The sequence below is a fragment of the Collinsella sp. AF08-23 genome, from assembly GCF_003479805.1.
In the GTDB taxonomy this organism is placed as follows: Bacteria; Actinomycetota; Coriobacteriia; order Coriobacteriales; family Coriobacteriaceae; genus Collinsella.
The window spans coordinates 177,983-200,756 of the sequence record NZ_QUHV01000001.1; the positions used below are offsets into that span (position 1 = coordinate 177,983).

General features: G+C 59.9%; 17 protein-coding genes. 12 read left to right on the forward strand and 5 right to left on the reverse strand.

The genetic code is table 11. The features are described from left to right. Positions 1-39 precede the first annotated feature (39 nt). The 5 genes from DWV48_RS00695 (at position 40) to DWV48_RS00715 (ending at position 4,763) form a co-directional block, all read left to right on the forward strand. Positions 40-1,527, forward strand: coding sequence for a glycerol kinase GlpK (locus tag DWV48_RS00695; RefSeq protein ID WP_118652427.1), 1,488 nt, complete (start codon positions 40-42; stop codon positions 1,525-1,527). A 92-nt stretch (positions 1,528-1,619) separates the two neighbouring features. Continuing rightward, positions 1,620-2,249, forward strand: coding sequence for a YitT family protein (locus DWV48_RS00700; protein WP_118652429.1), 630 nt, complete (start codon positions 1,620-1,622; stop codon positions 2,247-2,249). A 26-nt stretch (positions 2,250-2,275) separates the two neighbouring features. Continuing rightward, positions 2,276-3,214, forward strand: coding sequence for an ROK family protein (locus DWV48_RS00705; RefSeq protein WP_118652667.1), 939 nt, complete (start codon positions 2,276-2,278; stop codon positions 3,212-3,214). 271 nt (positions 3,215-3,485) lie between these two features. Beyond that, positions 3,486-3,974, forward strand: a complete 489-nt coding sequence (locus DWV48_RS00710) for an S-ribosylhomocysteine lyase (protein ID WP_118652431.1) — start codon at positions 3,486-3,488, stop codon at positions 3,972-3,974. Positions 3,975-4,118: 144 nt separating this feature from the next. After that, positions 4,119-4,763, forward strand: coding sequence for a DUF4867 family protein (locus DWV48_RS00715; RefSeq protein WP_118652433.1), 645 nt, complete (start codon positions 4,119-4,121; stop codon positions 4,761-4,763). 196 nt (positions 4,764-4,959) lie between these two features. On the opposite strand, the gene DWV48_RS00720 is transcribed toward DWV48_RS00715, so the two are convergent. Continuing rightward, the gene (locus tag DWV48_RS00720) at positions 4,960-6,066 is read right to left on the reverse strand and encodes an AAA family ATPase (RefSeq protein ID WP_118652435.1); all 1,107 of its coding nucleotides are present in this window, start codon (positions 6,064-6,066) and stop codon (positions 4,960-4,962) included. Between the two features lie 464 nt (positions 6,067-6,530). Here DWV48_RS00720 and DWV48_RS00725 point away from each other — a divergent pair, with 464 nt between their 5' ends. Next, positions 6,531-7,958 carry a 6-phospho-beta-glucosidase gene (locus DWV48_RS00725; protein WP_118652437.1) on the forward strand — a complete coding sequence of 476 codons (1,428 nt, stop codon included), beginning with the start codon at positions 6,531-6,533 and terminating at the stop codon, positions 7,956-7,958. 243 nt (positions 7,959-8,201) lie between these two features. Here DWV48_RS00725 and DWV48_RS00730 read toward each other — a convergent pair whose 3' ends face one another. The 3 genes from DWV48_RS00730 to DWV48_RS00740 form a co-directional block, all read right to left on the reverse strand. After that, entirely contained in the window at positions 8,202-9,467 is a 1,266-nt protein-coding gene (locus tag DWV48_RS00730; RefSeq protein ID WP_158574784.1) for an ATP-binding protein, read from the reverse strand. A gap of 217 nt (positions 9,468-9,684) precedes the next feature. Continuing rightward, positions 9,685-11,196: a nucleoside hydrolase-like domain-containing protein gene (locus DWV48_RS00735; RefSeq protein ID WP_118652441.1), complete on the reverse strand. Its 1,512-nt coding sequence runs from the start codon at positions 11,194-11,196 to the stop codon at positions 9,685-9,687. A 265-nt stretch (positions 11,197-11,461) separates the two neighbouring features. Further along, positions 11,462-12,799 (reverse strand): prolyl oligopeptidase family serine peptidase, encoded by a 1,338-nt coding sequence (locus tag DWV48_RS00740; protein ID WP_118652443.1) that lies wholly within the window; start codon positions 12,797-12,799, stop codon positions 11,462-11,464. Between the two features lie 490 nt (positions 12,800-13,289). Here DWV48_RS00740 and DWV48_RS00745 point away from each other — a divergent pair, with 490 nt between their 5' ends. The 3 genes from DWV48_RS00745 to DWV48_RS00755 all read left to right on the forward strand — a co-directional run bounded on the left by DWV48_RS00745 (position 13,290) and on the right by DWV48_RS00755 (position 17,747). Continuing rightward, positions 13,290-14,738, forward strand: a complete 1,449-nt coding sequence (locus DWV48_RS00745) for a PTS transporter subunit EIIC (protein ID WP_118652445.1) — start codon at positions 13,290-13,292, stop codon at positions 14,736-14,738. Positions 14,739-14,896: 158 nt separating this feature from the next. Then, entirely contained in the window at positions 14,897-16,204 is a 1,308-nt protein-coding gene (locus tag DWV48_RS00750; RefSeq protein WP_118652447.1) for a DUF4038 domain-containing protein, read from the forward strand. A 247-nt stretch (positions 16,205-16,451) separates the two neighbouring features. Continuing rightward, entirely contained in the window at positions 16,452-17,747 is a 1,296-nt protein-coding gene (locus DWV48_RS00755; RefSeq protein WP_118652449.1) for an ATP-binding protein, read from the forward strand. A 50-nt stretch (positions 17,748-17,797) separates the two neighbouring features. On the opposite strand, the gene DWV48_RS00760 is transcribed toward DWV48_RS00755, so the two are convergent. Beyond that, positions 17,798-18,445 (reverse strand): TetR/AcrR family transcriptional regulator, encoded by a 648-nt coding sequence (locus DWV48_RS00760; RefSeq protein WP_118652451.1) that lies wholly within the window; start codon positions 18,443-18,445, stop codon positions 17,798-17,800. 340 nt (positions 18,446-18,785) lie between these two features. Between DWV48_RS00760 and DWV48_RS00765 the strand changes: the two genes are divergently transcribed. From DWV48_RS00765 to DWV48_RS00775, 3 genes are all read left to right on the forward strand, one after another. Then, positions 18,786-20,081 (forward strand): MFS transporter, encoded by a 1,296-nt coding sequence (locus tag DWV48_RS00765; RefSeq protein WP_006719690.1) that lies wholly within the window; start codon positions 18,786-18,788, stop codon positions 20,079-20,081. Between the two features lie 77 nt (positions 20,082-20,158). Then, positions 20,159-21,694: a DUF5605 domain-containing protein gene (locus DWV48_RS00770; protein WP_118652453.1), complete on the forward strand. Its 1,536-nt coding sequence runs from the start codon at positions 20,159-20,161 to the stop codon at positions 21,692-21,694. 102 nt (positions 21,695-21,796) lie between these two features. Beyond that, positions 21,797-22,714: an ROK family protein gene (locus DWV48_RS00775; RefSeq protein WP_118652455.1), complete on the forward strand. Its 918-nt coding sequence runs from the start codon at positions 21,797-21,799 to the stop codon at positions 22,712-22,714. The last annotated feature ends 60 nt before the right edge of the window (positions 22,715-22,774 follow it).

A 22,774-nucleotide genomic window follows, 5' to 3' on the forward strand; every position in this document is an offset into this window, starting at 1 on the left:
GACAGTCCCTTTGTCACATTCATTTTGAAAGGGGTGACTATGGGCCGCTACATCATCGGAATCGACCAGTCCACGCAGGGTACGAAGGCACTGCTGGTGGACGAGGGCGGCCATCTGATTCATCGTGCCGATCGCTCGCATCGCCAGATTGTCAACGAGGCCGGCTGGGTGAGCCATGATCCGGCCGAGATCGCCGCTAACGTGCTGGCCGCGGCGCGTGCCGTGGTGGAGGAGACCGGGGTCGACCCGGCCGATATTGCCGGTATCGGCATCTCCAACCAGCGCGAGACCACCGTGGCGTGGGACCGCGCAACCGGCCAGCCCGTGTGTGACGCCATCGTGTGGCAGTGCGCCCGCGCCCGCAGCGTGTGCGAGGCAGTCGCATCTGCTGATGGTGCCGCCGAGCTGGTACGCGGTGTGACCGGTCTGGCGCTTTCGCCCTATTATCCGGCGGCCAAGATGGCCTGGATTCTCGAGCATGTTCCCGGTGCCGCGGCGCTTGCCGCTCAGGGCGACCTGTGTCTGGGCACCATCGACTCGTGGGTTGTTTGGACCCTTACGGGTGGTCGCACATTCGCGTGCGACTACTCGAACGCAAGCCGTACGCAGCTCTTTGATCTGGAGAAACTCGCCTGGTCGGACGAGGTCTGCGCACTGTTCGGTGTCGACGCTGCCTGCCTGCCCGAGGTCCGTGATTCCGACGCCTGCTTTGGCGAAACTGACCTTGGGGGCTTCCTGCCCGCGCCCGTGCCGATACACGGCGCGCTTGGCGACTCCCACGCTGCCCTCTTTGGCCAGGGCTGCCTCTCACGCGGGATGGCAAAGGCGACGCTCGGCACCGGTTCGTCCGTGATGATGAACGTGGGTCCCGAGCTCGTGCGGAGTAGCTGCGGGCTGTCGAGCTCGCTGGCGTGGCGCATGAGCGGCGAGGCGTCCTACGTGCTCGAGGGCAATATTAACTACGCAGGTGCCGTTAAGACCTGGCTGCGCGACGACATGGGCCTCGTGGCTACGCCCGACGAGGTCACGGAGTTGTGCTATGCTGCGAATCCGGCGAGCCATGTGTACCTCGTACCGGCGTTCACCGGCCTTGGGGCGCCCCATTGGGCGAGCGACGCCGAGGCCGCCGTCTTCGGTATGACGCGCACCACGGGCCGTGCCGAGTTCGTGCGCGCCGCAGATGAAAGCATCGCCTACCAGATTTTCGACGTTGCCGACGCCATGCGTCGCGATTCGGGCCTTGCCTTGTCTGAGCTGCGCGTCGACGGTGGTCCCACGCGCGATGGCTACCTCATGCAGTTTCTCACCGACCTGCTGGAGACCCCATTGCGGGCTGCCGGCAACGACGAGATGAGCGGCCTGGGCGCCGCCTGGTGCTGCGGTATCGCGCTGGGCATGTACGGCCCCGAAGTCACCTCGGCAACGCCGCCGCGTGCGACCTGGGATTCCGCTATGGCGGCAGAGGAGCGCGCCGAGAAGGTCGCCGGCTGGCACCATGCCGTTGAGGTGGCGATTGCGTACGAGTGACGCCCTGGGGCGATGTCACGGAGTGCTATTCGGTCGATAGGTGAAGATGCGAACGAGAGGACGATGTGATGCGGCAGAATCTAGCGCGTCGAATGATGGTCTACGTCTGCGGGCTTCTATTCCTGAGCTGCGGCGTTGTAATGAATGCGCGCACGGGGCTTGGTGTTGCGCCCATCAGCACAGTGCCGTACGTGATGTACGCCATCGAGGGCCTGAGCCTCGGCACGGCGTCGTTTGCGGTGTACTGCGTGTTCGTGGTCGCCCAGCTTTGCATGGTGCGATATCCGGACGTCAAGATCCTCATGCAGATACCCGTCACCCTGCTGTTCGGTGCGCTTATCGACGTGCTGAATATCTGGCTGTTCCCGTTTACCGCGACAGGACTCGTCGACGGCCTGATCATGCTGGTTCTCGCCGTGTCGTTCACGACGCTCGGCGTGACGCTGATCGTCTCCGCGCGGCTCGTCCCCGTGGCACCCGACGGCATGGTGCAGACGCTCTCCCAGGCGCTTCACTGCGAGTTCGGCAAGGCGAAGTACCTCTTTGACGGTACCTGTCTGTGCATCGCGCTGGCCTACGGGCTTGTGCGTACGGGTGCTGTGGTGGGCATCGGTATCGGCACCGTAGTCGCCGTGTTTCTGTCGGGCGGCATCTGCACGTTTTGGGGTCGTCTGCTCAACCGCAGGCTCATGGCCTTTATGGAAGAGCCTGCGAACATGTAGACGCATTGAGCGAGACGGGAGCGGCCATGAGGCAGCTTTTTGGAATTGATATCGGCGGAACGAACGTCAAATGGGCGGTTGTGAGTGGGAACTACGAGTTTGGTGACCGTGGTTCGGTTCCGACGACGTTCGTTTCGGCCGATCAGCTGGTCGACACGCTCGTGGCGCTCGTAGAGCCGTATCGCGAACAGGTTGTAGGTGTGGGCATCTCGGCCCCGGGTGGCATCTTCGGTTACGAGGCCGATCCAGACGGGACGATCCATCGCGGTGGTGCGCTGCCGTACATGGACGGGTTTCCGCTTGGTCGAGTGCTGCGCGAGCGACTGGGGTTGCCTGTGACCGTTGTCAACGATGGCAAAAGCTGTGCGCTTGGCGAGTACGCTGCCGGTGCGTTGCGCGGCGTGGACGTGGGTTGCGTGGCGGTAATCGGTACGGGCATCGGCGGAGGCATCGTGGTTGACGGCCGGGTGCTGATGGGTGCGGGCGGTTTCGCGGGCGAGTTCAGCTTCCTGTCCAACAACGTAAACGAACCGCTTGATCATTGCGATACATTCGCGACTTCGAGCGGATGGCACGGCCTGCAGAATCTCGTGGCAGTCGAACTTGGCATTTCGGATGAAGCTGAACTGGAGGCCCTCGATGGCCGACGGATCTTCGAGCTATTGGAGCGCGGGGGCGCGTCCGAAGTCGCCGCCGTGCAGCGCGGATTGGATGCCTATGCTGAGCTGTTTGATCGTGTGCTTGTGAATCTGCAGTGCGTCATCGACCCGGCAGTCTTCGCGATTGGTGGTGGCATCAGCTGCCATCCCGCGCTGTTCGAGGCGCTCGACCGTAAGATGGATGACGTCATGGCGCACTACACTGGTTTTCTGAAAGATATGCCTCGTCCGCATGTGGTCCCGGCGCAGCTGGGTAACGACGCCAATATCTACGGTGCCGTCGCAACTTGTTTGCAGGTGCTGTAAGTGCAGGCCATCTATTCGTCTGGTGGCGATTACAGTCGCTGCCGGGTTTTTGGCTGTTGAGCTGCTCGCACGCTCTGCATTGCGGACGACGCAGCATCAATAGGTGAGGGGTCAGAAAACTAGATGCTGAACGGTCGATATTATCGGCTGCGCGGCGCCCCGTCCCAAAGTAGTCATTTGGGACGGGGCTTTTTTGACTGCTATCATGGGTGGGATTGTTGCGACCAGCTAAAAGAGCCCTGTCCCAAATTGACTACCGAGAGGATCTGCCATGGAGCGCATCGCGAGTTTTTCCGTTGACCATCTGCTGCTTGAGCCCGGCGTGTATGTGAGCCGCGTCGACCGCGATCCGGCGACCGGTGCCGCCGTCACCACCTTTGACCTGCGCTTGACCACGCCCAACAAAGAACCGGTTATGAACACGGCCGAGTGCCACACCATCGAGCATCTGGGCGCGACGTTCCTTCGCAACCATGCCGAGTGGTCGAGCCGTATTGTCTACTTTGGCCCTATGGGCTGCCGCACGGGCTTTTACCTGGTTGTGTTTGGCGAGGTGACGAGTGAGGAGATCTTGCCGCTCGTGCGCGAGTTGTTCGAGTTTGTTGCTGGCTTCGAGGGCGATGTCCCCGGTGCCGCTCCCGAAGAGTGCGGTAACTACCTGGACCAGAATCTCCCTATGGCAAATTGGCTCGCGCGTCGCTATCTCGACCGCGATCTGATCGATATCGATGAGGCACACCTGCACTATCAGCAGGCGTAAAGGTTTCGTCGCTCAAAATGAGTTCACTGGGCGCCTTCGCTTATGCGGGGGTGCCTTTTTGTTGAGCGGACATGGCGGACGTTTAAAACCGCGCGTGATTGTTCTAGAATGTTCGTAATATCACACAAACGAACAGGAGCGAACATGCATATCTACTCTGTATCAGATCACGAGTTCAAATCCTATGGTCGCGTGTGGGATGACGTGCCGTCCAACCTGACCGCCCCGCTTGTCGAGGCGCTTGCGGCCACGCCCATCCCCGAGGGCAGCAAGTACGTGGAAAGCGCGTCGGAGCTCGAGGGCGTCAAGGGTGCCGATAAACTGGGCTTTCTCATGTTTGGCGGCCGTCCTTTCCAGCTGGGCTGGTGCAACGGCCACAACACACAGCTCAACTGTCTGGAGTATCACCGCGCCAGCGAGTTTAACCTGGGCGCCCGCGACTTTATCCTGCTTGTGGCGCATCGCTGGGAGATCGAGGACGGCAAGCTCGACACCGCGTGCGTCAAGGCGTTCCGCGTGCCGGCGGGTACGGTCGTCGAAGTCTTCAACACCACGCTCCACTACACGCCCTGCATGGTCGACGACGGCGGCTTCCAGGTGATGGTGGCGCTGCCCGCTGGCACCAATGGTTCACGCCCCGAGGCCGCAGCCGACATGCCTGCCGCCGGTGACAGCTACTGCTATTGGAAGGCCGACAAGTGGGTCCTCTGCCACGCCGACAGCCCCAAGGCAGCCGAAGGCGGCTACGTGGGCCTCATCGGCAAAAACCTCGACATCAACGTGGACTAGAATCTTCCGTCTCGATCTGTAACATCTAGCGGGCTAAATCGTTACTACCTGTTACAGATTGAGACATACCGTAGAAGGCCGCCCGAAAATCTCGATTTGTAACACCAAACCCGATTTTGACGGTCTACCTGTTACAGATTGAGATAAAACGGGCCCAAACCACCACAAAGGTGCCTGTCCCCTTTGTGGTGGCTGTTTAGAGCTGGCTGCGTAGGTAGTCAGCCATGTATGGAACGGCGAAGCGCACGTAGCCGCGGCGAGCCTGTTCGATCACGCCGGCGTCAATAAGGCGCCGGCGATACTTTTGCGCATAGTCGGGTGTGACCGACATTCGCTCGGCAATATCGGAGATGCGCGACGCGCCGTCTTTGTCGTCGGTCATCGCAGCGAGAAACGCGACGTCTTGATCAGATAGCGCGGCAAGCGTCGTTTCACAAACATCGTTTTCGAAATCGACCTTCGACGCTTCGATGGCTCCGTCGATTTGCTCGCGCGCTGCACGTTCTCCAGCCTTGCAACGATTGGCGATGTTATAGCCGATGAGCTGCAGCATATAGGGTGAGCCTTGGGTCGCGCGAGCGGCACAGAGGCGAAGATGGCTTGGAATATCAAGGCAGAGCTCTTCGAAAGCCCGCTGGTAATAGGCGTCGACATCTCCGACCGAAAGCGGTTCGAGCGTGACCTTGCGAGCGCGGTTGAGAAACGTCAGCACGCGGTCATTGAGTGTTGCGCAGACGGCTCCCGGAAGGCCCGCCATGACGAGTGCGACGTTGAGTCGTTCGCCGACCAGTTCTTGATAGGCGGTGACGAGCTGTCTAATCTCAGGCGAATTTGCCTGGAGCTCGTCGATGAGGATGAGGATGCCGTGTTCCTGCTCGGTCAGTTTGCGCGCAAGCTGCGTGAGTTTGAACTGAAAACTCTTGGTCTCCTGCACGTCTCGTGTGAACTCGAGGCCTGCCGAGAACCCAAAAACACTCAGGCTGCCACCCGTGAATTTGGGAAGACAGCGTTTGTTGACGTAAGGCTCGCCTGCCTCTTGGATTTTCTCAACAATGCGCTCGAGCATATCCTCGGAGGCCACGGTAGGCGTGGCGACAACGAAGCCGAGCTTGCGTGCGCGATCGGCAAGTTCCCACAGAAGAACTGTCTTGCCGCTGCCTCGCTGACCAAGCATGAGCATGGCTCGGTCGCGATTGCCCGGCTCCTGCTCAAGGCCGGATATGAATGTCGAAATTACCGTTTCGCGCCCGACTAGATAAGAGGGGCGATTTCCAAATGAGGGGGAGAAGATGGGTTCAGTCATAAGTCTCCTTTCCTTTTTTTCCTATTTTTTCCTTTCTTTCCTATTTAGTCAAATGAGTTGTTGAGCGAAGGCGGTCACGTAGGCTTCACCGGCAAAACCTCGACATCACCTGCGACTAGAATCTTCTGTCTCGATCTGTAACATCTAGCGGGCTAAATCGTCTCTACCTGTTACAGATCTAGACAAACCACAGGGGCCCGCCCGAAAATCTCGACCTGTAACGCCAGGCCCGGTTTTGGCTGCCTAACTGTTACAGATCGAGACAAACCGTGCCCAATCCGCCGCAAAGGTGCCTGTCCCCTTTGTGGTGGTTTGGGCGGGCAGGTATCAAAAAGTGTCAGACGGGGGCAGCTGCCGAGCGCCTGCGCGCGAAAAGAAGTGTCGGCCTGCGCTGCTGTTGTTGAGAGAGGCCCGTTTGCGGGGATACTGAAACTACGACAAACAGCGTGTGAAAGGGTTGATGCATGGCTTTCCGTAAAGACTTCCTGTGGGGCGGCGCAACGGCTGCCAACCAGTGCGAAGGTGCCTACAACGTTGACGGCCGCGGCTTGGCCAACGTCGACGTGATGCCGCACGGCCCCGAGCGCTTCGCCGTGGGCGCCGGCGTGCGCAAGATGCTCGACTTCGAGGACGGCTACTACTACCCCGCGCAGAGCGGCATCGACTTCTACCACCACTACAAGGAGGACATCGCCCTCTTCGCCGAGATGGGCTTCAAGACCTTCCGCATGAGCCTGGCATGGACGCGCATCTTCCCCAACGGAGACGAGACGGAGCCCAATGAGGCCGGCCTCGCCTTCTATGAGGGCGTGTTCCGCGAGTGCCAAAAGCACGGCATAGAGCCGCTCGTCACCATCACGCACTTCGACTGCCCCATCCACCTCATCAAGGAGTACGGTGGCTGGCGCAACCGCAAGCTCATCGACTTCTACAAGAACCTCGCCCGCGTGCTGTTCACCCGCTACAAGGGCCTGGTGAAGTACTGGCTCACCTTCAACGAGATCAACATGATCCTGCACCTGCCGTTCATGGGCGCCGGCCTGGTGTTCGAGGAGGGCGAGGACAAGAAGGCCGTCGAGTACCTGGCCGCCCATAACGAGCTGGTCGCCAGCGCCTGGGCCACCAAGATCGCGCACGAGATCGACCCCGACGTGAAGATCGGCTGCATGCTCGCCGCCGGCAGCTACTACCCCTACAGCTGCCGCCCGGAGGACGTGCGCGCCGCCCAGCTCGAGAACCAGGACAACTACTTCTTCGTGGACGTGCAGAGCCGCGGCTACTACCCGGCGTACGCGCTCAAGAAGCTCGAGCGCGAGGGCATCGACGTCGGGATGACCGAGGAGGACAAGCAGATCCTGGCCGAGAACACGGTGGACTTCATCTCCTTCAGCTACTACTCCACGCGCTGCGCCGCCGGCGAGGGCTCCGACGCCGCCAAGACCGAGGGCAACGCCTTCGCCGGCGCCAAGAACCCCTACCTCAAGGAGAGCCAGTGGGGCTGGGCCATCGACCCGCTCGGGTTCCGCATCACCCTCAACGACCTCTACGACCGCTATCAGAAGCCGCTGTTCGTGGTGGAGAACGGCCTGGGCGCGAAGGACGTCGTCGAGGAGGACGGCTCCATCAACGACGATTACCGCATCGACTACCTGCGCCAGCACATCGAGGCCATGCGCGATGCGGTGACCGAGGACGGCGTCGACCTGCTCGGCTACACCACGTGGGGTCCCATCGACCTGGTGAGCGCCGGCACGGGCGAGATGTCCAAGCGCTACGGCTTTATCTACGTGGACCGCGACGATGCCGGCAACGGCACCCTCGCGCGCTCCAAGAAGAAGAGCTTCGACTGGTACAAGAAGGTCATCGCGACCAACGGCGAGGACCTGGCCTAAGGGCACTGAGGCACTCAACCTTGGGGCTCCAACCCTCCTCGCGTACCTAAAGTACGCTTCGTCGGGCTTGTCGCTCCCAATCTCAAGCACCTCAGGACCTTAGGAGGCGGACCTGACCGCCGTGTTTCGGAAGTCCTGCTTTATAACGTCCTAACCAAGGCGCCCGGCGAGCAGTTAATGCCCACCGGGCGTTTTGTTAAAAGAAGTGAAAGAAAGCAAAAGAAGTTAAAACTTGCAATTGCACTACGGCGCGAGAACATCCAGCGGAACAACTTGGACGCCGCGGTCAGTGACATAGGCTTGTGAGCCAAATCCAATGATTGCGACTTTCGAAACTGGCGGGTTGTTTCCGGCAGCGACCATACGCTTCTCGACAGCAACGAGACTGTCAGACGCCTCTTCGATTTGAGCAGAGCTGAGTTTAACTTCGATCGGAATCCACGTTCCACCGGGAGCCGCAATGACTGCATCGACCTCTAGATTGCGAGAATCGTGATAGTGATAGAGACCCATTCCATTTGCTTGCGCATAAACCCACAAATCATGAAGGGCCAACGATTCAAAAAGCAGTCCAAGCGTCTTGAAGTCCAGAAGTAATGTCTCCGGAGTCGCCCCGAGCGCAGCGGCCGCTAGTGACGGGTCAGCGAGATGATGCTTCTTCGATTCTCTTAGGTGCACTGGAGATCTCATTGCAGGGTTCCATGCGGGAATATCGCGAACGAAATTAACCCGAGCGAGAAGAGATATGTATGATGACGCCGTTTGTCTCGACACCTCTCCACCAAGATCGGCTACGAGCGTTTTGAGTGTCGCCAAAGTGGATTCATTGCGCGCAAGCGATTCAATGACAGCTTTGACCTTTTCAGGGTCGCGGCGAGGGCCGTCGACACGGGACAAATCTTCTTCGGCAACTATGTCGATGTATCGTTTGGCCATCGCGGACGCAGCCCGCGCATCGTGTCCGACCGCCGCAGGCCATCCACCACGAACAACGCACTCGGCAATCGAGGCAGAATCCAGCGACCCAAAAGCGCCATTGAACTTTTTGCCAGAAATAATGCCCGATAGCTTAACTGCACCGCTGGATTTCCCAAGTTCGAAAAGCGTCATGGTATCCATGCGCAGTTTGGCGAACCTTCCAGCGCCACTGTGCATCGGACGTTTGTCGTCTCGCGGTGTTGCCGACCCCGTAAATATGAACTGGCCAGGCTCACCGCCACGGTTGTCACATTCAAACCGTGCCGCGTCCCAAAGTTTCGGAACCTCCTGCCACTCGTCAATTAGCCGTGGCACCTCGCCGGAAACGGCAAGAGCTGGGTCAGTCTCGGCGCGTAAGCGATTCTCGAAGTTGCGGGACGGGTCCATGAGAAGGAGCCTGGACGCCGCACGGGTCTCGGCTGTGGTCGTCTTCCCGCACCATTTCGGTCCTTCGATGAGAACGGCACCGAATATGCCCAGCAGCTGGTCGAGCTCATTTTCGATAATTCTAGTGTAGTACTTCTTTGGCATAATTATCACCATTGTTTACCAGTGCGTTTAACCGAAATTACAGTTATTATTTAACCAAACTTCAACTCTTTGACTAACCATATTTACGCATTTCAATTAACGAAACAGATTAAACATCTACTGTCTGAGTTGGCAGTTGGGGACGTTCTTAAATGAGTGGCAGTTGGGGACACTCCTTGTCGAATGTGGCGGCTGTCGAATGTGGACGCCGTCCTTGCTACGCCACGGTCACGGCGACCTGGGCGTAGCGGGTGCAGGGGCGCTCGGCGCGCGTCTGGACGGTGAGGGTGAGCACGAAGCGGTCGCCGGGTCGTGCGTCGGCGGGCACGATGAAAGCGGCGTCCATCGCGCATTCATGCCACAGCGACAGATCCTGGACGCCTGCATAGCTCGACGGGTCCACGGCGACATCCCAATGCGCATCGAAGCCCCTGCCGTCGGGGTCGACGATGGTCGCTGAAAGGGCGACACGCTCACCGGCTGTAGCACTGCGGTCGGTCGCAACCTCGACAACATGCGCCGGATGCGAGCAGATGGCCGGATCATGGGCACACCATTGCGCGCGGGCGGCAAAGTCTTCCTGATAAGCACGCAGGTAGGGATTGAGATTGTCGTCTGCGGGCGTGCTGATGGAGGTAAAATCGGCGGGCGCCTTCGCATCGGGGTGTCCATCAAGAAACATGCGGCCGAGTAGCGTATCGAAGTCGCGGTCGTCAATACCGCGCAGGCCAAACGGCAGCAGCGGAATATAGGTCATGCTGTCGCCTTCGGCCATAAAGTCGCCGCGCTCAAACTGCATCGCGGGTATGCCTTCTAGACCCCAATCCAGACGGGCATGCTTGCCAAACTGAAAGCGCTCGGGCTCGTTTTCGTAGACCTTACCGTCGCCATAGAGCATATAGCGTGCCATGAGGGGGCCGTTGCCCTGCGTGAGATTCAGCTCGGGCCAAGGGGCCTTAAACAGCGGCAGCGTATCGGGCTGAGCCGTCTTGGCATCGACATAGCCGCCATACATATAAGGCATGCACCAAAAGATGAGCTCGGGAAAGAGCTCGCGCCCATGGTCGAGCCATGAGTTGTCCTGCCCTACGCCATCGGCAACGCCCATCACGCGCACCTTCTGATAGACCCGCTGCTGCACGGCAGGCCATTCGGGCGTGGCGCGATAACGCTCGGCAATACTCATGAGGGCGCGAACGATGGTGTTCATGCCACCCCAGCTGAGCAGCCATAACGTACGCGGATCATCGTCCAAAATCGCCTGAGCAATTACGCGAGACCCCTCAGTTTCCTCAGCCACATCACCCTCAAAGGCAACATTTCCCACAAAGGTGCGCTCGATCATCTGGGCAGGCGTGGGAAACGGAGACTCACCGGCAGCGTCCGCATTCGCCTGCAACTGTGGCCAAGCCTGAGCATATTCATTACTCCAGAGGCTCTCAATCCAATGCTCGGGAAACGGTCGATACTCGCGAAGCTCGCCGGCCAGCGAATCAGGCTCATGAGGCACAACAGCCCACTCATAAGAGCGACGCCCTTTGGTCCGCCAATGCGAATTCACCTCGCCCAGCGTATGAACCCCATCCCCAAGAAAGTGATACTGCGAAGCCGTATACACCACAGCTTGCACGTCAAGCAAGTTAAGATACAGAGCCAAATGAACGAGCGAGTTCATATCATCGACTTCCATATCAGTAGTAACAATCACCCGAGTCAAACTCTGGGACATAAGAAAAGCTCCAACCAAAATCAATTCAGCCAGTTACGCGCAAGGCAAGACGGGACCCACGCCCCCATCGCCACCGATCCGGCGTGCTGCCGGAAGCGCTCGTCCAGCGTTTCGAACAACGTTAACTTAGGGGCCCTGGTCTTTAGTTTTGTAAACACTCCGCAGCGCGGGCCCCGCTTATCCGATGCTCCGAAGGAGCAGGATAGGCGGGGCTCAGGCGCGAGGACGTTTACAAAACTAAAGGCCAGGGCCCCCGATGGGATGGCTACCTCGAAACTCTGGCCGACCACTCCCAGCAGCCCACCGGCTCGCCGTCGATGAGTACGTTGCCCCCGTCGAAGTCTTGATAACACAGGTCGTTGAATTGGTGGATCCACACGCCGTGGTTGAACGTCTTCTTAGGCGAGCCGTCGGCCTCGCGATAGCGTCCGGTCAGGTCCTCGACATGGCTAAAGTACGTGAGGTGCACGTTGGCTCCGGCGTCATGCAGGCGTGCCGTGAGCGGCAGCACGGTCTGCTGCGGCGACACGAGCTCGTCGCCCTTGGAGTGCGTAAACCACAGCGGCGTCTTGGCGAGTGCGGCGACGTCCTCGTCCGTGGCGTTGTACCACGGGGCGCAGCAGGGAAGGCCGGCGGCGAAGAAATCGGGGTAGTCGGCGCACAGGCGCAGGGTCATAAAGCCGCCGTTGGAAAGGCCGGCGACCACGATGCGGTCGGTGTCGATGCGCTCGGCATGCTCGGCGACAAACTCGTCAATGAGCGCCTTGAGCACGGGGGAGTAGATGCTCTGGTTGGAGCGGCCGAGCTGCTCGACGCCGTTGTCCATCCAAAACGTGGGAGACTGCGGCACAAGCACCCAGGCAAAGCCGCCAAAGTAGCGCTGGATTTGCGCCTGGCTAATGGCCGTCACGCGGTTGCCGATATAGGCGCGCGTGGCGCCCTCGCCCTGCGTGGAGCCCTTGCCCTCGCCGGCGCCGTGCAGGTACACCACGAGCGGGGCCTTCTGGGGCACGACCGTGGCCTCGGGCGCAAAGGGATTGAAGCAGGCGGAATCCTCGGCCTTAAAGCTGGGCTCGAAGAAGCCGTACTCGAGCGCGATGCCATTGACGGGGGTCTTTTGCGTGGCGTTGCTCCAGCCCTTGAGCGCGGGGCAGATATCGCCGCGGCAGGTGTCGAAGGCCAGACCGCAGGTGGGATCGTCGCCGTCGTTGCCGGGAAGAGCTGCGAGCTGCGTGATGTGCAGCTGGTCATCGAGCATGCGCGAGCCCATGACGCCGCCTTCGATCTTTTTGGTCAGGCGCTGCTCGGCGACCTCGAGTGCCACATGGGTGCCCACGGCGAGCTTGCGGCCGTTTTCGTCACACGGATACGCGGCGAGAACATCGATGTAACCCACGGAGGGTGCGGCATGGTCGGCGCCATGCTCCTTGCGCATCAGGATCTCGCCCGTGCGCTCGTGACGCTCTACATATATATGGAAAGTGCTCGCATCGATATCGTTGGCGCGCACGGTGCAGGGCAGGTCGAGAACGACCTTGCTGATCCAGGGGCCAAAGTCGCCCAAGGTGGTGACGGTTGCGTAGGCGCACGATTTGAGTTCCATGAGCTGCCTCCCTTATGCCGCGCGTGCTAAACAATCACGGCAATACAATCTAAACATGTTTAGTGTAAAGCAGAATTAGAGAATAAGCAGATGAACTCGGTAAACGGTCGCATCAAACGCTCAATGAATTACTAAACACTCGTCTACTACTATCTAACAGGGCTTTTGTTGATGAATCAACAAGGCATTGAGGTGCCAGATTATATAAAATCCCACGTAAACGACCATTTATAAATAAACGGATCTATATGCAATGCCTCGGCATTCAATTACCTTCACCCCCGATTTCCTACCGTTCACCGGACTGCAAACGGCAAAACTGCCACAAATTCAACGCTCCGTGTAAACTAAACGCTGTAAACGTTCAGTAAACAGATTGTTTACGACAGCGTATCCAAGGGCTCGGCAGCCGTAAGGGGTTATAGTCGCCGGGCCAAAGGCGTGCCTACGTCCAAACGGGTAGGCACACGATGATATGGGGAGGGGTCCCATGGCAGTAGATAACAAGCAGATTGCCACCGATGTCCTCGAGCTCGTGGGCGGTGCGGAGAATGTTGCCGTCGCCACCAACTGCATGACGCGCCTGCGTCTGACGCTCAAGGACAACAGCAAGGCCGACGTGGAGAAGATCAAGAAGGTCAAGGGTGTTCTGGGTTGCCAGTTCGCCGGCAGCCAGCTCCAGGTCGTCATTGGCCAGAACGTGCCCAAGGTGCTCGCCGAGTTCGTCGCCATGTCCGGCGTCAAGCAGGGTGCCGCGGTCGACGAGAACCTCGACGCTCCTAAGGAGAAGTTCGAGCTCAAGAACCTGCCCAACATCATCCTCGACTACCTGTCGGGTTCCATGACCCAGCTGATTCCGCTGCTCATGGCCGGTGGTCTGTTCCGCACCATCGCTGCGGTCCTCGGCCCCACCATGCTCGGCGTCCTTTCCGACACCGACCCGACCTACACGTTCCTCTACACCACCCTGTACGAGGCCACGTTTACCTTTATCCCCATCTACCTGGGCTATGCCGCCGCTAAGAAGCTCGGCGCTTCCCCGGTTCTGGGCATGCTTCTCGGCGGCGCCCTCATGGCCCCGTCCGTCGTGAGCGTCGCGACTCAGGAGGGTGGCGGAATCATCTCCGTCTATGGCATCCAGATCGCCGCTGCCAACTATCAGCAGTCCGTCCTGCCGATCATCCTCTCGGTGCCGGTCCTCTACTTTGTCGAGAAGTTCTTTAAGAAGGTCATGCCCGACGTGCTGTCCACGGTCTTCACGCCGTTCTGCACCATGATCGTCACTATCCCCATTGCCTTCATCGTTCTCGCCCCGATCGGCAACGAGATCGGCAGCCTCATCGCCAACGCCCTCTTTGGTCTTGCTGACCTCGGCGGCATCGGCATCCTGATCGTCATGGCCGTCCTCGGCGCCTTCTGGCAGCTCTTCGTGGTCTGCGGCATGCACATGCCCGTCATCCTGCTCGCTCAGGTTCAGATCATCGCCGCCGGCTACGATCCCTTCGTCTTCGTTTCCACCAACTGCGCCATGGCCGCTGTCTGGGGCTGCGCTTTCGGTGCCTTCCTCAAGATGAGGAACCCGGACGAGAAGGGTCTTGCCCTGGGTTACGTCATCTCCGCTATCGCCGGTGGCGTCACCGAGCCCGCGCTCTTCGGTATCCTCATGCGCTTCCGTCGCACCATGCTCGGCATGTTCATTGGCGGTGCCATCGGCGCTGTGTTCTCCGGCCTCATGGGTGTTACCTACTACCTGGCCGGCGGTGCCTCCAACTTCCTGGTCTTCACCAACTACCTGCAGGGTGGCCAGATGAACACCGTGTGGGCGATCGTCGGCATGGCAATTTCCTTCGTCATCGCCGCCGCCGTGGTGTTCGCGACCGGCTTCTCCAAGGAGGAGCTCGCCGAGATGGACGAGGAAGAGGCTCCGGCTCTCGCCTAGCGTGTAACGCGCATATCTGAGTAGGTCGAGATGGCCCCCACCGCTCGCCTACATTGACTCAGGGCCCCGCTCGGCATCCGCCCGGCGGGGCTTTCGTTATCGAATCTGCTATCCGATAATTCGACTACGGGTACGGGTCGAGAAGAGAAGGGAATCGCATGGTACTTGGCAGGCTCGCGGTGAATGACCGCAAGGACGGCTTCACGCTCGACGGGAAGCCTTGGTTTTGGCTGGCGGATACGTGCTGGAGCGCCTTTACCAGCATCGAACTGTCCGATTGGGAGTACTACCTCGCGCGTCGAGCGGAGCAGGGCATCAACGTGCTGCAGGTCAACACGCTTCCGCAGTGGGATCGCTGCCGCCCGGACCTCGGCATCTACCCGTACGCCAGCGAGGACGGGACGGTGTTCGACTGGTCTGCCCCCAACGAGGCGTATTGGGAGCGCGCCCGAGAGATGTGCCGGATGGCGGTCGAGCATGGTATCCGCCCGGCGCTCGTGCTTATGTGGTGTAACTACATCCCGGGTACGTGGGGGTCGATGATCGCGCAGAAGCTCGGCGCGCCCGTCATGCCGCTCGACGAGATCCGCCCCCATATCGAGCGCGTCGTGAGGCATCTTGGCGAGTTCGATCCCGTCTACGTGGTTACAGGCGATACCGATTTCAAGTCGGACGAGGCGATTCGCTATTACGAGGAGGGCCTTTCCGCCGTGTGCGAGCTGGCGCCGAACGCCCTTCGGTGCATGCACATCAACCGTGCCAACCGCACGATTCCCGAGCGGTTCATCGATCGTTTGGACTTCTACATGTACCAGCCCGGCCATAATTACGAGGGTCAGAGCGAGGCGTGGAAGCTCCCCGAGGATTTCCGTGCGACCTATCCACAAAAGCCCCTGCTGAATTCAGAGCCCTGCTACGAGCAGATGGGCGCGAGCCGCAACGTGTACTGGCGTTTCACTGCTCAGGATTGTCGCGCGAGTGCCTGGTCGGGCATCCTCTCGGGCGCCGCGGCGGGTCTGACGTACGGCGCGCACGGCGTGTGGAACTGGCAGACGGCGCAGGGCAGGGGGTCGGTGCTGGGCGAGGGTTTCGACATGCCGTTCCGTTGGCAGGAGTGCCTGCAGTTCCCCGGCGTGTGGGACTATGGCATGGTGCCCCACGTGCTCGATTCCTTAACTGAGGGCGGCCGTCACGCGGTTGTGCCCGCCCAGGAGCTGTTGGACGACGCCCGCGAGGCCATTCGCGTTGCGCGCGTGGGCGATCGCGTGGTCGCCTACCTGCCGCGTACGACGGCGCTCAAGCTCCATGGGTCGTTTGCCGATATGGAGGCGGTCGCATTCGATCTCGAGGACAAGCGCATGGCGCATCTGCCCGTGCGCGTGGATGCCCAGACGGGGATGACGCGCGTCGAGCAGCATCCCTTCGGCCACGACGCGCTGGTGATCCTCAAGCCGGCCGCGCATTAGGCGGTTTGCTTGTCTGACAGTTGTCTATGCCGCAACGAAGTAATGAAGCCCCAGTGCCAAGTGCGCTGGGGCTTCTTGCCGTGCGGGTCAATCATTTCGCGAACTGAGCGCGTTCGTGACTGACGTGCCTCGAAAATTCAGTAATAATGGCTCGATTTTTTAGAAAAATTAGCTCGAAAATTCGATAAAAGTCGCTCGAAAATTATTTATACTAAATTCATTGCCCGTTCACGCGGAGGTGATATGTATGGGTCTTAAGCCTTCCGGATATTTGCCTCGACTGACAGATTCGATTATCGAACGGAGAATGAAGGCATTCGGCGCCGTGGAGGTTGCCGGTCCGAAGTTCTGCGGGAAAACATGGTCGAGCATGGCACAGGCGGCGAGCATAGCTCATTTGGACGATGCGGGCACTCGTCGCATGGCGGAGCTTGACGTATCTCTAGCACTCGAAGGGCAGCTCCCCCATGTGATTGATGAATGGCAGGACGTTCCGACAGTTTGGGACGCGGTGCGGCGAAGCGTAGACGAGCATGGCAACAAGCGTGGCATGTATCTGTTGACGGGTTCCTCGACGGTCGATAAGAGTAAAGTCTCGCACAGCGGTGCAGGGAGGATAGCGACGGTCCCCATGCGCACCATGAGTTTATTCGAGAGCGGGGAGTCAACGGGGGCGGTCTCTCTTCGTGGATTGTTCGAAGGCCAGTTTGTTGGCGGTGTGGCATCGACTGATGTACGCAAGCTTGCCTATGCGATTTGCCGAGGTGGATGGCCCGCGGCGCTCGAGGGCGATGATGAACTGGTCGGAGATATCGCGGCGCAATACCTGGATGCACTATTTTCTGTGAGCGCGGTAAAGGCCGGACTTGATTCGCGCATGGCTCGGAGATGCGCATCATCGCTGGCGCGAAACATGGGGACGTCCCTGACGTATCGCACGATGTACGCCGATTTGCATGAGGGAGTTGTGCCATCGGGTGTCGCAGCATCGTATTTTCAAAGTGAGCTCGAACCCTACGTCTCGTTTTTCGAGGACCAGTATTTTATAGAAAACCAGGTTGGCTGGGACGCTCCTATCAAATCTAAGTCCAGGATTCGCTCAAAGCCAAAACGCACGTTTACGGATCCCTCACTGCCCGCCTCGTTGCTGGGAATGTCTCCCGAGCGCTTGTTACGCGAGACGCAGACATTCGGTACGTTATTCGAGGAGCTGTGTCTTCGTGACGTTCGCGTGTACAGCACCGCATTGGGCACAATGCCGAATCCCATCGTTTCCTATTACGGCGACGCTGACGGGCTTGAGGTGGATATTGTTGTCGAACTGCCTGATGGGAGGTGGGGGGCATTCGAGGTCAAGTTGAGCGAAGAAAAGGTGCCCGCAGCGGAGGCGAACTTGCTACGCTTGAGGGATAAAATCGCTCGCAACCCAGCGGCGCGCAATGCAGACCCCTCGTTTTTGGCGGTGCTCGTCGGCAAGGCATCATATACGTGGAAAATGCCGAGTGGCGTCTATGTCATACCCATCACGGAGCTTGGAGCGTAGAGTTAACCCAATTTCTGCCGATTTCGATGGTGCGAAAAGTTACCGCGCCGTTATCGATAACCCTCCCATAAGGGGAGGGGGAAGAGAACGTCCTCGAATTTGGCCCATTCTGCGGGATAGTCGATTTCATCCGGACGGGCAACCCAGCGCCCCTCAAGGCCGTACATCGCCGCCATGGCGCAGGAGAACGTGTCGTGCGCGTTGACCCCCTCCGGCACGCTCCATGCAATCTTCTGCTCCGGGTCGGTGATGTTCTTCGAGCGCTTATTGAAGTAGTCGTGCATTGGGCTCGCCGTGCTCATGCCCTCGGTGTTAAGCGTTTGGAACAGCATGACGAGTTCCGGCTGGTTGTTGTTCTCGGCAACGACGAGGCGGCAGTACTCGGGGATTTTCGGCTGCTGTCCCTCGAGGGCCCCGCCGGGTGCAAAGAGCGAAACATAGTCATCGGCCGATGAGCAGCGATCGTAGTAGTGTCGGATCACTTCTAGGAGCAGTCCGTGCTTGCTGCCCACGTAATGCAAGACGCCGGGCTGGCTAATGCCTACGGCATCGGCGACCGCCTGGAGGGACATGCCGGTGTAGCCGCGCTCGTTGATAAGGCGGACGGCAGCCTGAACGATTTGGTCGAGGCGTTCCTGTGCGGCGACGCTGCGCTTCGCTGCGGTGCGCACAGATTTTTTGGGGGATGCTTCGGTCATTCGTGGTTCTCCTCAAGTGGGTGCGGGTGGGAATATGCCCGCGCCCTCCCAATGCTAGCTGAAATTCGTGCGAATGGTTGACGCCGCACTCTGCTTTCGTGGAGAGCATATGCCGTTCACCTAGGGATTCATACCGCTTGCAGAGATAAGTACTTACTGAGTACTAAGTAACCTTACTATGCAGATAGCAAGTTACTTAGTACTCAGTAAGTAACGTGCTGGCGCGTCCCAGATCGCAACCTCTCTCCCGATCGTCCTCGAATCCAAGGCAGAACCCCTCCTTGTGGCTTCGAGGGTGCGACTCCTTTTGCGCATCACCACTTCGAAGGGAGCCAATCTCATGGCCCAGCAGACAGCAACAGCGACGTTTGACGAGAATGTCATTGCCCCCGACACGGGAAAGCCCATGCCGAAAACGGAGACATGGCGCTTCATGATCGGTTTCATCATCTTCGGCGTCATGTGGATGATGTCCGGCACAATCGGCTCGAACGTATTGTTCCCCGAGCGCTTTAACGGTTTGGGAATCGGTCAGCCCGAGGCGATTCTGGCGACCATGAACTCCGTCGGTTCCGTGTTCGCGCTCGTGTCGAACCTCGTGTTCGGCGCCCTTTCCGACCACTGCCACTCTCGCTTTGGCAAGCGCACGCCGTTCATCGTGGTGGGCGGCTTCATCTGCGGTGCCGCGTTCTGGAGCACTTCGGTTGCCACCACACTTCCCATGATCGTCGCGTCGTGGTGCGTCCTCCAGATCGGTCTGAACTGCATGCTTGCGCCCGCCGTGGCGGTGCTGTCCGACCGCATCCCGCTCAATAAGCGCGGCACGCTCTCGGCGTTTTACGGCGGCGGTGCCACCGCCGGTCAGTCCGTCGGTACCATCATCGGCACGCAGTTCCTCTCCAACCCGGTCCCCGGTTTTGTGATCGGCACGGTCTCCTGGTTGCTCACCGGCATCCTCGCCATCATCATCTGGCCTCGTGAGAAGTCTGCCGCGCTGGCGGATGGCGAGAAGAAGGAGGAGCTGAACCTCGTCTCGCTCCTCAAGATGTTCGTTCCGCCCACCAAGAACTGCCGCAACTTCTACCTTGCCCTGGTCGGTCGTCTGCTCCTCATCTTTGGCTACTTCTGCGTCAATGGCTACCAGCTCTACATTCTCGAGAAGTACATCGGCTTGCCCGTTGCCGAGGCGGGAGCGGTCCTGTCTTCCATGTCCGTTGTGATCATGGTGGTCTCCCTCATCTCCTCACTGACATCGGGCGCCATATCCGACAAGATCGGCGCGCGTAAGCCCATCATCGCGGTCGCCACCTTGCTTATCGCCGTTGGCATCGCCGCGCCGTGGATCCTCAAGTCCGTCATGGGCATGTACGGTTTCGCACTGCTCGCCGGTCTGGGCTACGGCATCTACTCCTCCGTTGACCAAGCGCTGAACGTTGACGTTCTCCCAAGCAAGGAAGAAGCTGGCAAGGACCTCGGCATCCTGAACATCGCCAACACCATCGGCCAGATTCTTGGACCCATTGTCACATCGTCCATCGTGGTCGCCACCGGCTCCTACTTCATGGCCTTCCCCGTCGCGATCGTTCTTGTCGTGGTTGGCTTCGTCTTCATCGCGCTCATCAAGGGCGTCAAGTAAATCCTGGAGATACGCCCGGGGAGCTCAAGGTTGCCCCGGGCGCCTGTAGATTGATCATTCCAAAATGGGAGGAAACCATGAAGTCTGTAGAGCAGTATAAGGTCTTTAAGCTGGAGCTAGAGGGCGCCGCCGAGGGCAATCCGTATGTCGACGTGACGTTTGGCGCTCGTTTTGAGCGCGCTGACGGCGGGGATGTCGTGGACGTGCCCGGATTCTACAAGGGCGATGGCACCTATGGGGTCAACTTCATGCCCGGAAGCGCCGGCGCGTGGAACTACACCACGTATTCCAGCGACTCCGCCCTCAACGGGGTGCAGGACTCGTTCGAGGTGACGCCGGCGAACGGGGACAACCACGGTCGCGTGCTTCGCGCCCGTGACGTTCTCCCGCGCGAGGCCCCGTTCAGCACGGAGAACGACTTCACTTTCGCCTATGAGGACGGTACGCGCTACCTGCCCTTCGGCACCACGTGCTACGCCTGGACCAACCAGGACGAGGAGCTCCAGGAGCAGACGCTCGAGACCCTGTCCCACGCCCCGTTCAACAAGATCCGCATGTGCATCTTCCCCAAGTTCTACGACTACAACGTGGACGATCCGGCGATGTACGCGTTCGAGGGCTCCAAGGGGGCGTTCGACCACACCAAGTTCTACGAGCCGTTTTGGGAGAACCTGGAGAAGCGCGTCGCCCAGCTCGACGAGCTTGGCATCCAGGCGGACATCATCCTGCTGCACCCGTACGACAAGCCCGAGGACTGGGGCTTCTCTCGCATGACCAGAGATGAGGACGTCTTCTATCTCACGTATGCGGTGCGTCGCCTTGCCGCCTACAAGAACGTGTGGTGGAGCCTTGCGAACGAATGGGACCTCCTGCCTTGGAAGCCGGCGGAGGATTGGGACCTGTACGCCCGCATCGTCATGGCCAACGACCCGTATGGCCACCTGCGCTCGATTCACAACTGCCGCGAGATCTTCGACCACAGCCATCCCTGGATCACCCATGTGAGCTGGCAGCGCTGCGATTTGCAGCGCACCGCCGAGTGCGTGGTCGACCTGCGCGCCCAGTACGGCAAGCCGGTGATCGTCGACGAGGTCGGCTACGAGGGCAACATCAACTGGGGCTGGGGCAACCTCACCGCCGAGGAAGAGGTTCGTCGGTTCTGGGAGGGCTGCCTGCGCGGCGGCTATGTGACCCACGGCGAGACCTATGTCGACCGCGGTCCCAAGCTCTGGTGGGCGCACGGCGGCAAGCTGTACGGCGACTCGCCCGAGCGCATCGCGTTTTGCCGCTCCTATATGGAGTCGCTGCCGAGCGGCATGGATTGGGTCCCCGACGAGATCAGCGTGATTGACGGAACCTTCACCTGGGACGTGACGTGCATGGCCGATTCCATGGGCAAGGGCACCGATGACGTCCTCATGTACTTCGGTTTCTTCCGCCCGGCGTATCGCGAGTTCACCGGAGACGAGGGCAAACGCTACAAAGTTGATATCATCGACACGTGGAATATGACCGTCGAGACCCTGCCGCAGACGTTTGAGGGTGCGTTCCGGATCGACCTGCCCAGCCGCCAGTACATGATGCTGCGCGTGCGCACGGTCGAGGCGGAGTAGCCGCGCTGCCGCGGCTCGAGGCGGCCCTCGTTCGGGCGCATCGCGCGCTCGCACGGGGGCCGCATGTCTTATGCGGGTGGTACGTAGAAGAAGGGAAAAGGGATGGACGAGTTTTTCGGTATCGATATCGGCGGAACGAGCGTTAAGTGGGCGGTCCTTGGCGAGGATTTCTCCATTCGTGAGCGTGGGTCTATTCCAACGGATTTCTCCACGGCGGACGATGCGGTTGCGGCCCTCATGGCGATCGTCGAGCCGTACGCGGACCGCGTGCGGGCGATCGGCGTGAGCGCCCCCGGTGGCATTTACGAGGACGACCCGGATGGTGTGATTCATCGCGGTGGCGCGCTTACCTATATGGACGGTTGTCCGCTGGGCAAGTTGCTGCGCGAGCGCTTCGACATGCCCGTCGTGGTGAACAACGACGGCAAGTGCTGCGCGTTGGGTGAATACGCCGCGGGCGCCTTGCGTGGGACCTCGGTCGGCGTGGTCCTGGCGATCGGGACGGGCATTGGCGGAGGCATCGTCATCGACGGACGCGTGCTGCGCGGCGCGAATTGCTTTGCGGGCGAATTCAGCTTCCTTCGCAACGATGTGCAGGCTCCGGTCTCCATGGAGAACATCTTTGCTGGTACGGGTGGTTGGCGTGCGCTTGCGGAGATGGTCCTTGCCGAGAAGGGTCTGAAGGACGACGGGACGGTCGACGGCCGCAAGGTGTTTGAGTGGATCGCCGACGGCGACGTCGATGCGCAGCGTGGGCTCGATCGATATGCGCTCATGTTCGATAACATGCTCGTCAATCTCCAAGCGGTCATCGACCCGGAGGTGTTCGCCATCGCAGGTGGCATTAGCTGCCATCCGGAGCTCATCGACGCGCTCGAGGCTCAGATGCCCCGCGCGGTCGAGGGCTTTGTCGGCCCGCTGGCGGGATTCCCCACCCCGCGTGTACGCGTTGCCCAGCTCGGAAACGACGCGAACCTATACGGTGCCGTTCAAGAGGCAATGCGTCTGGCGCGGCCTTAGCACCATGGTGGACTCGTGTATCGCGAAACATCTGTGCAGTTAGGGTGCACCGGGGTGCAT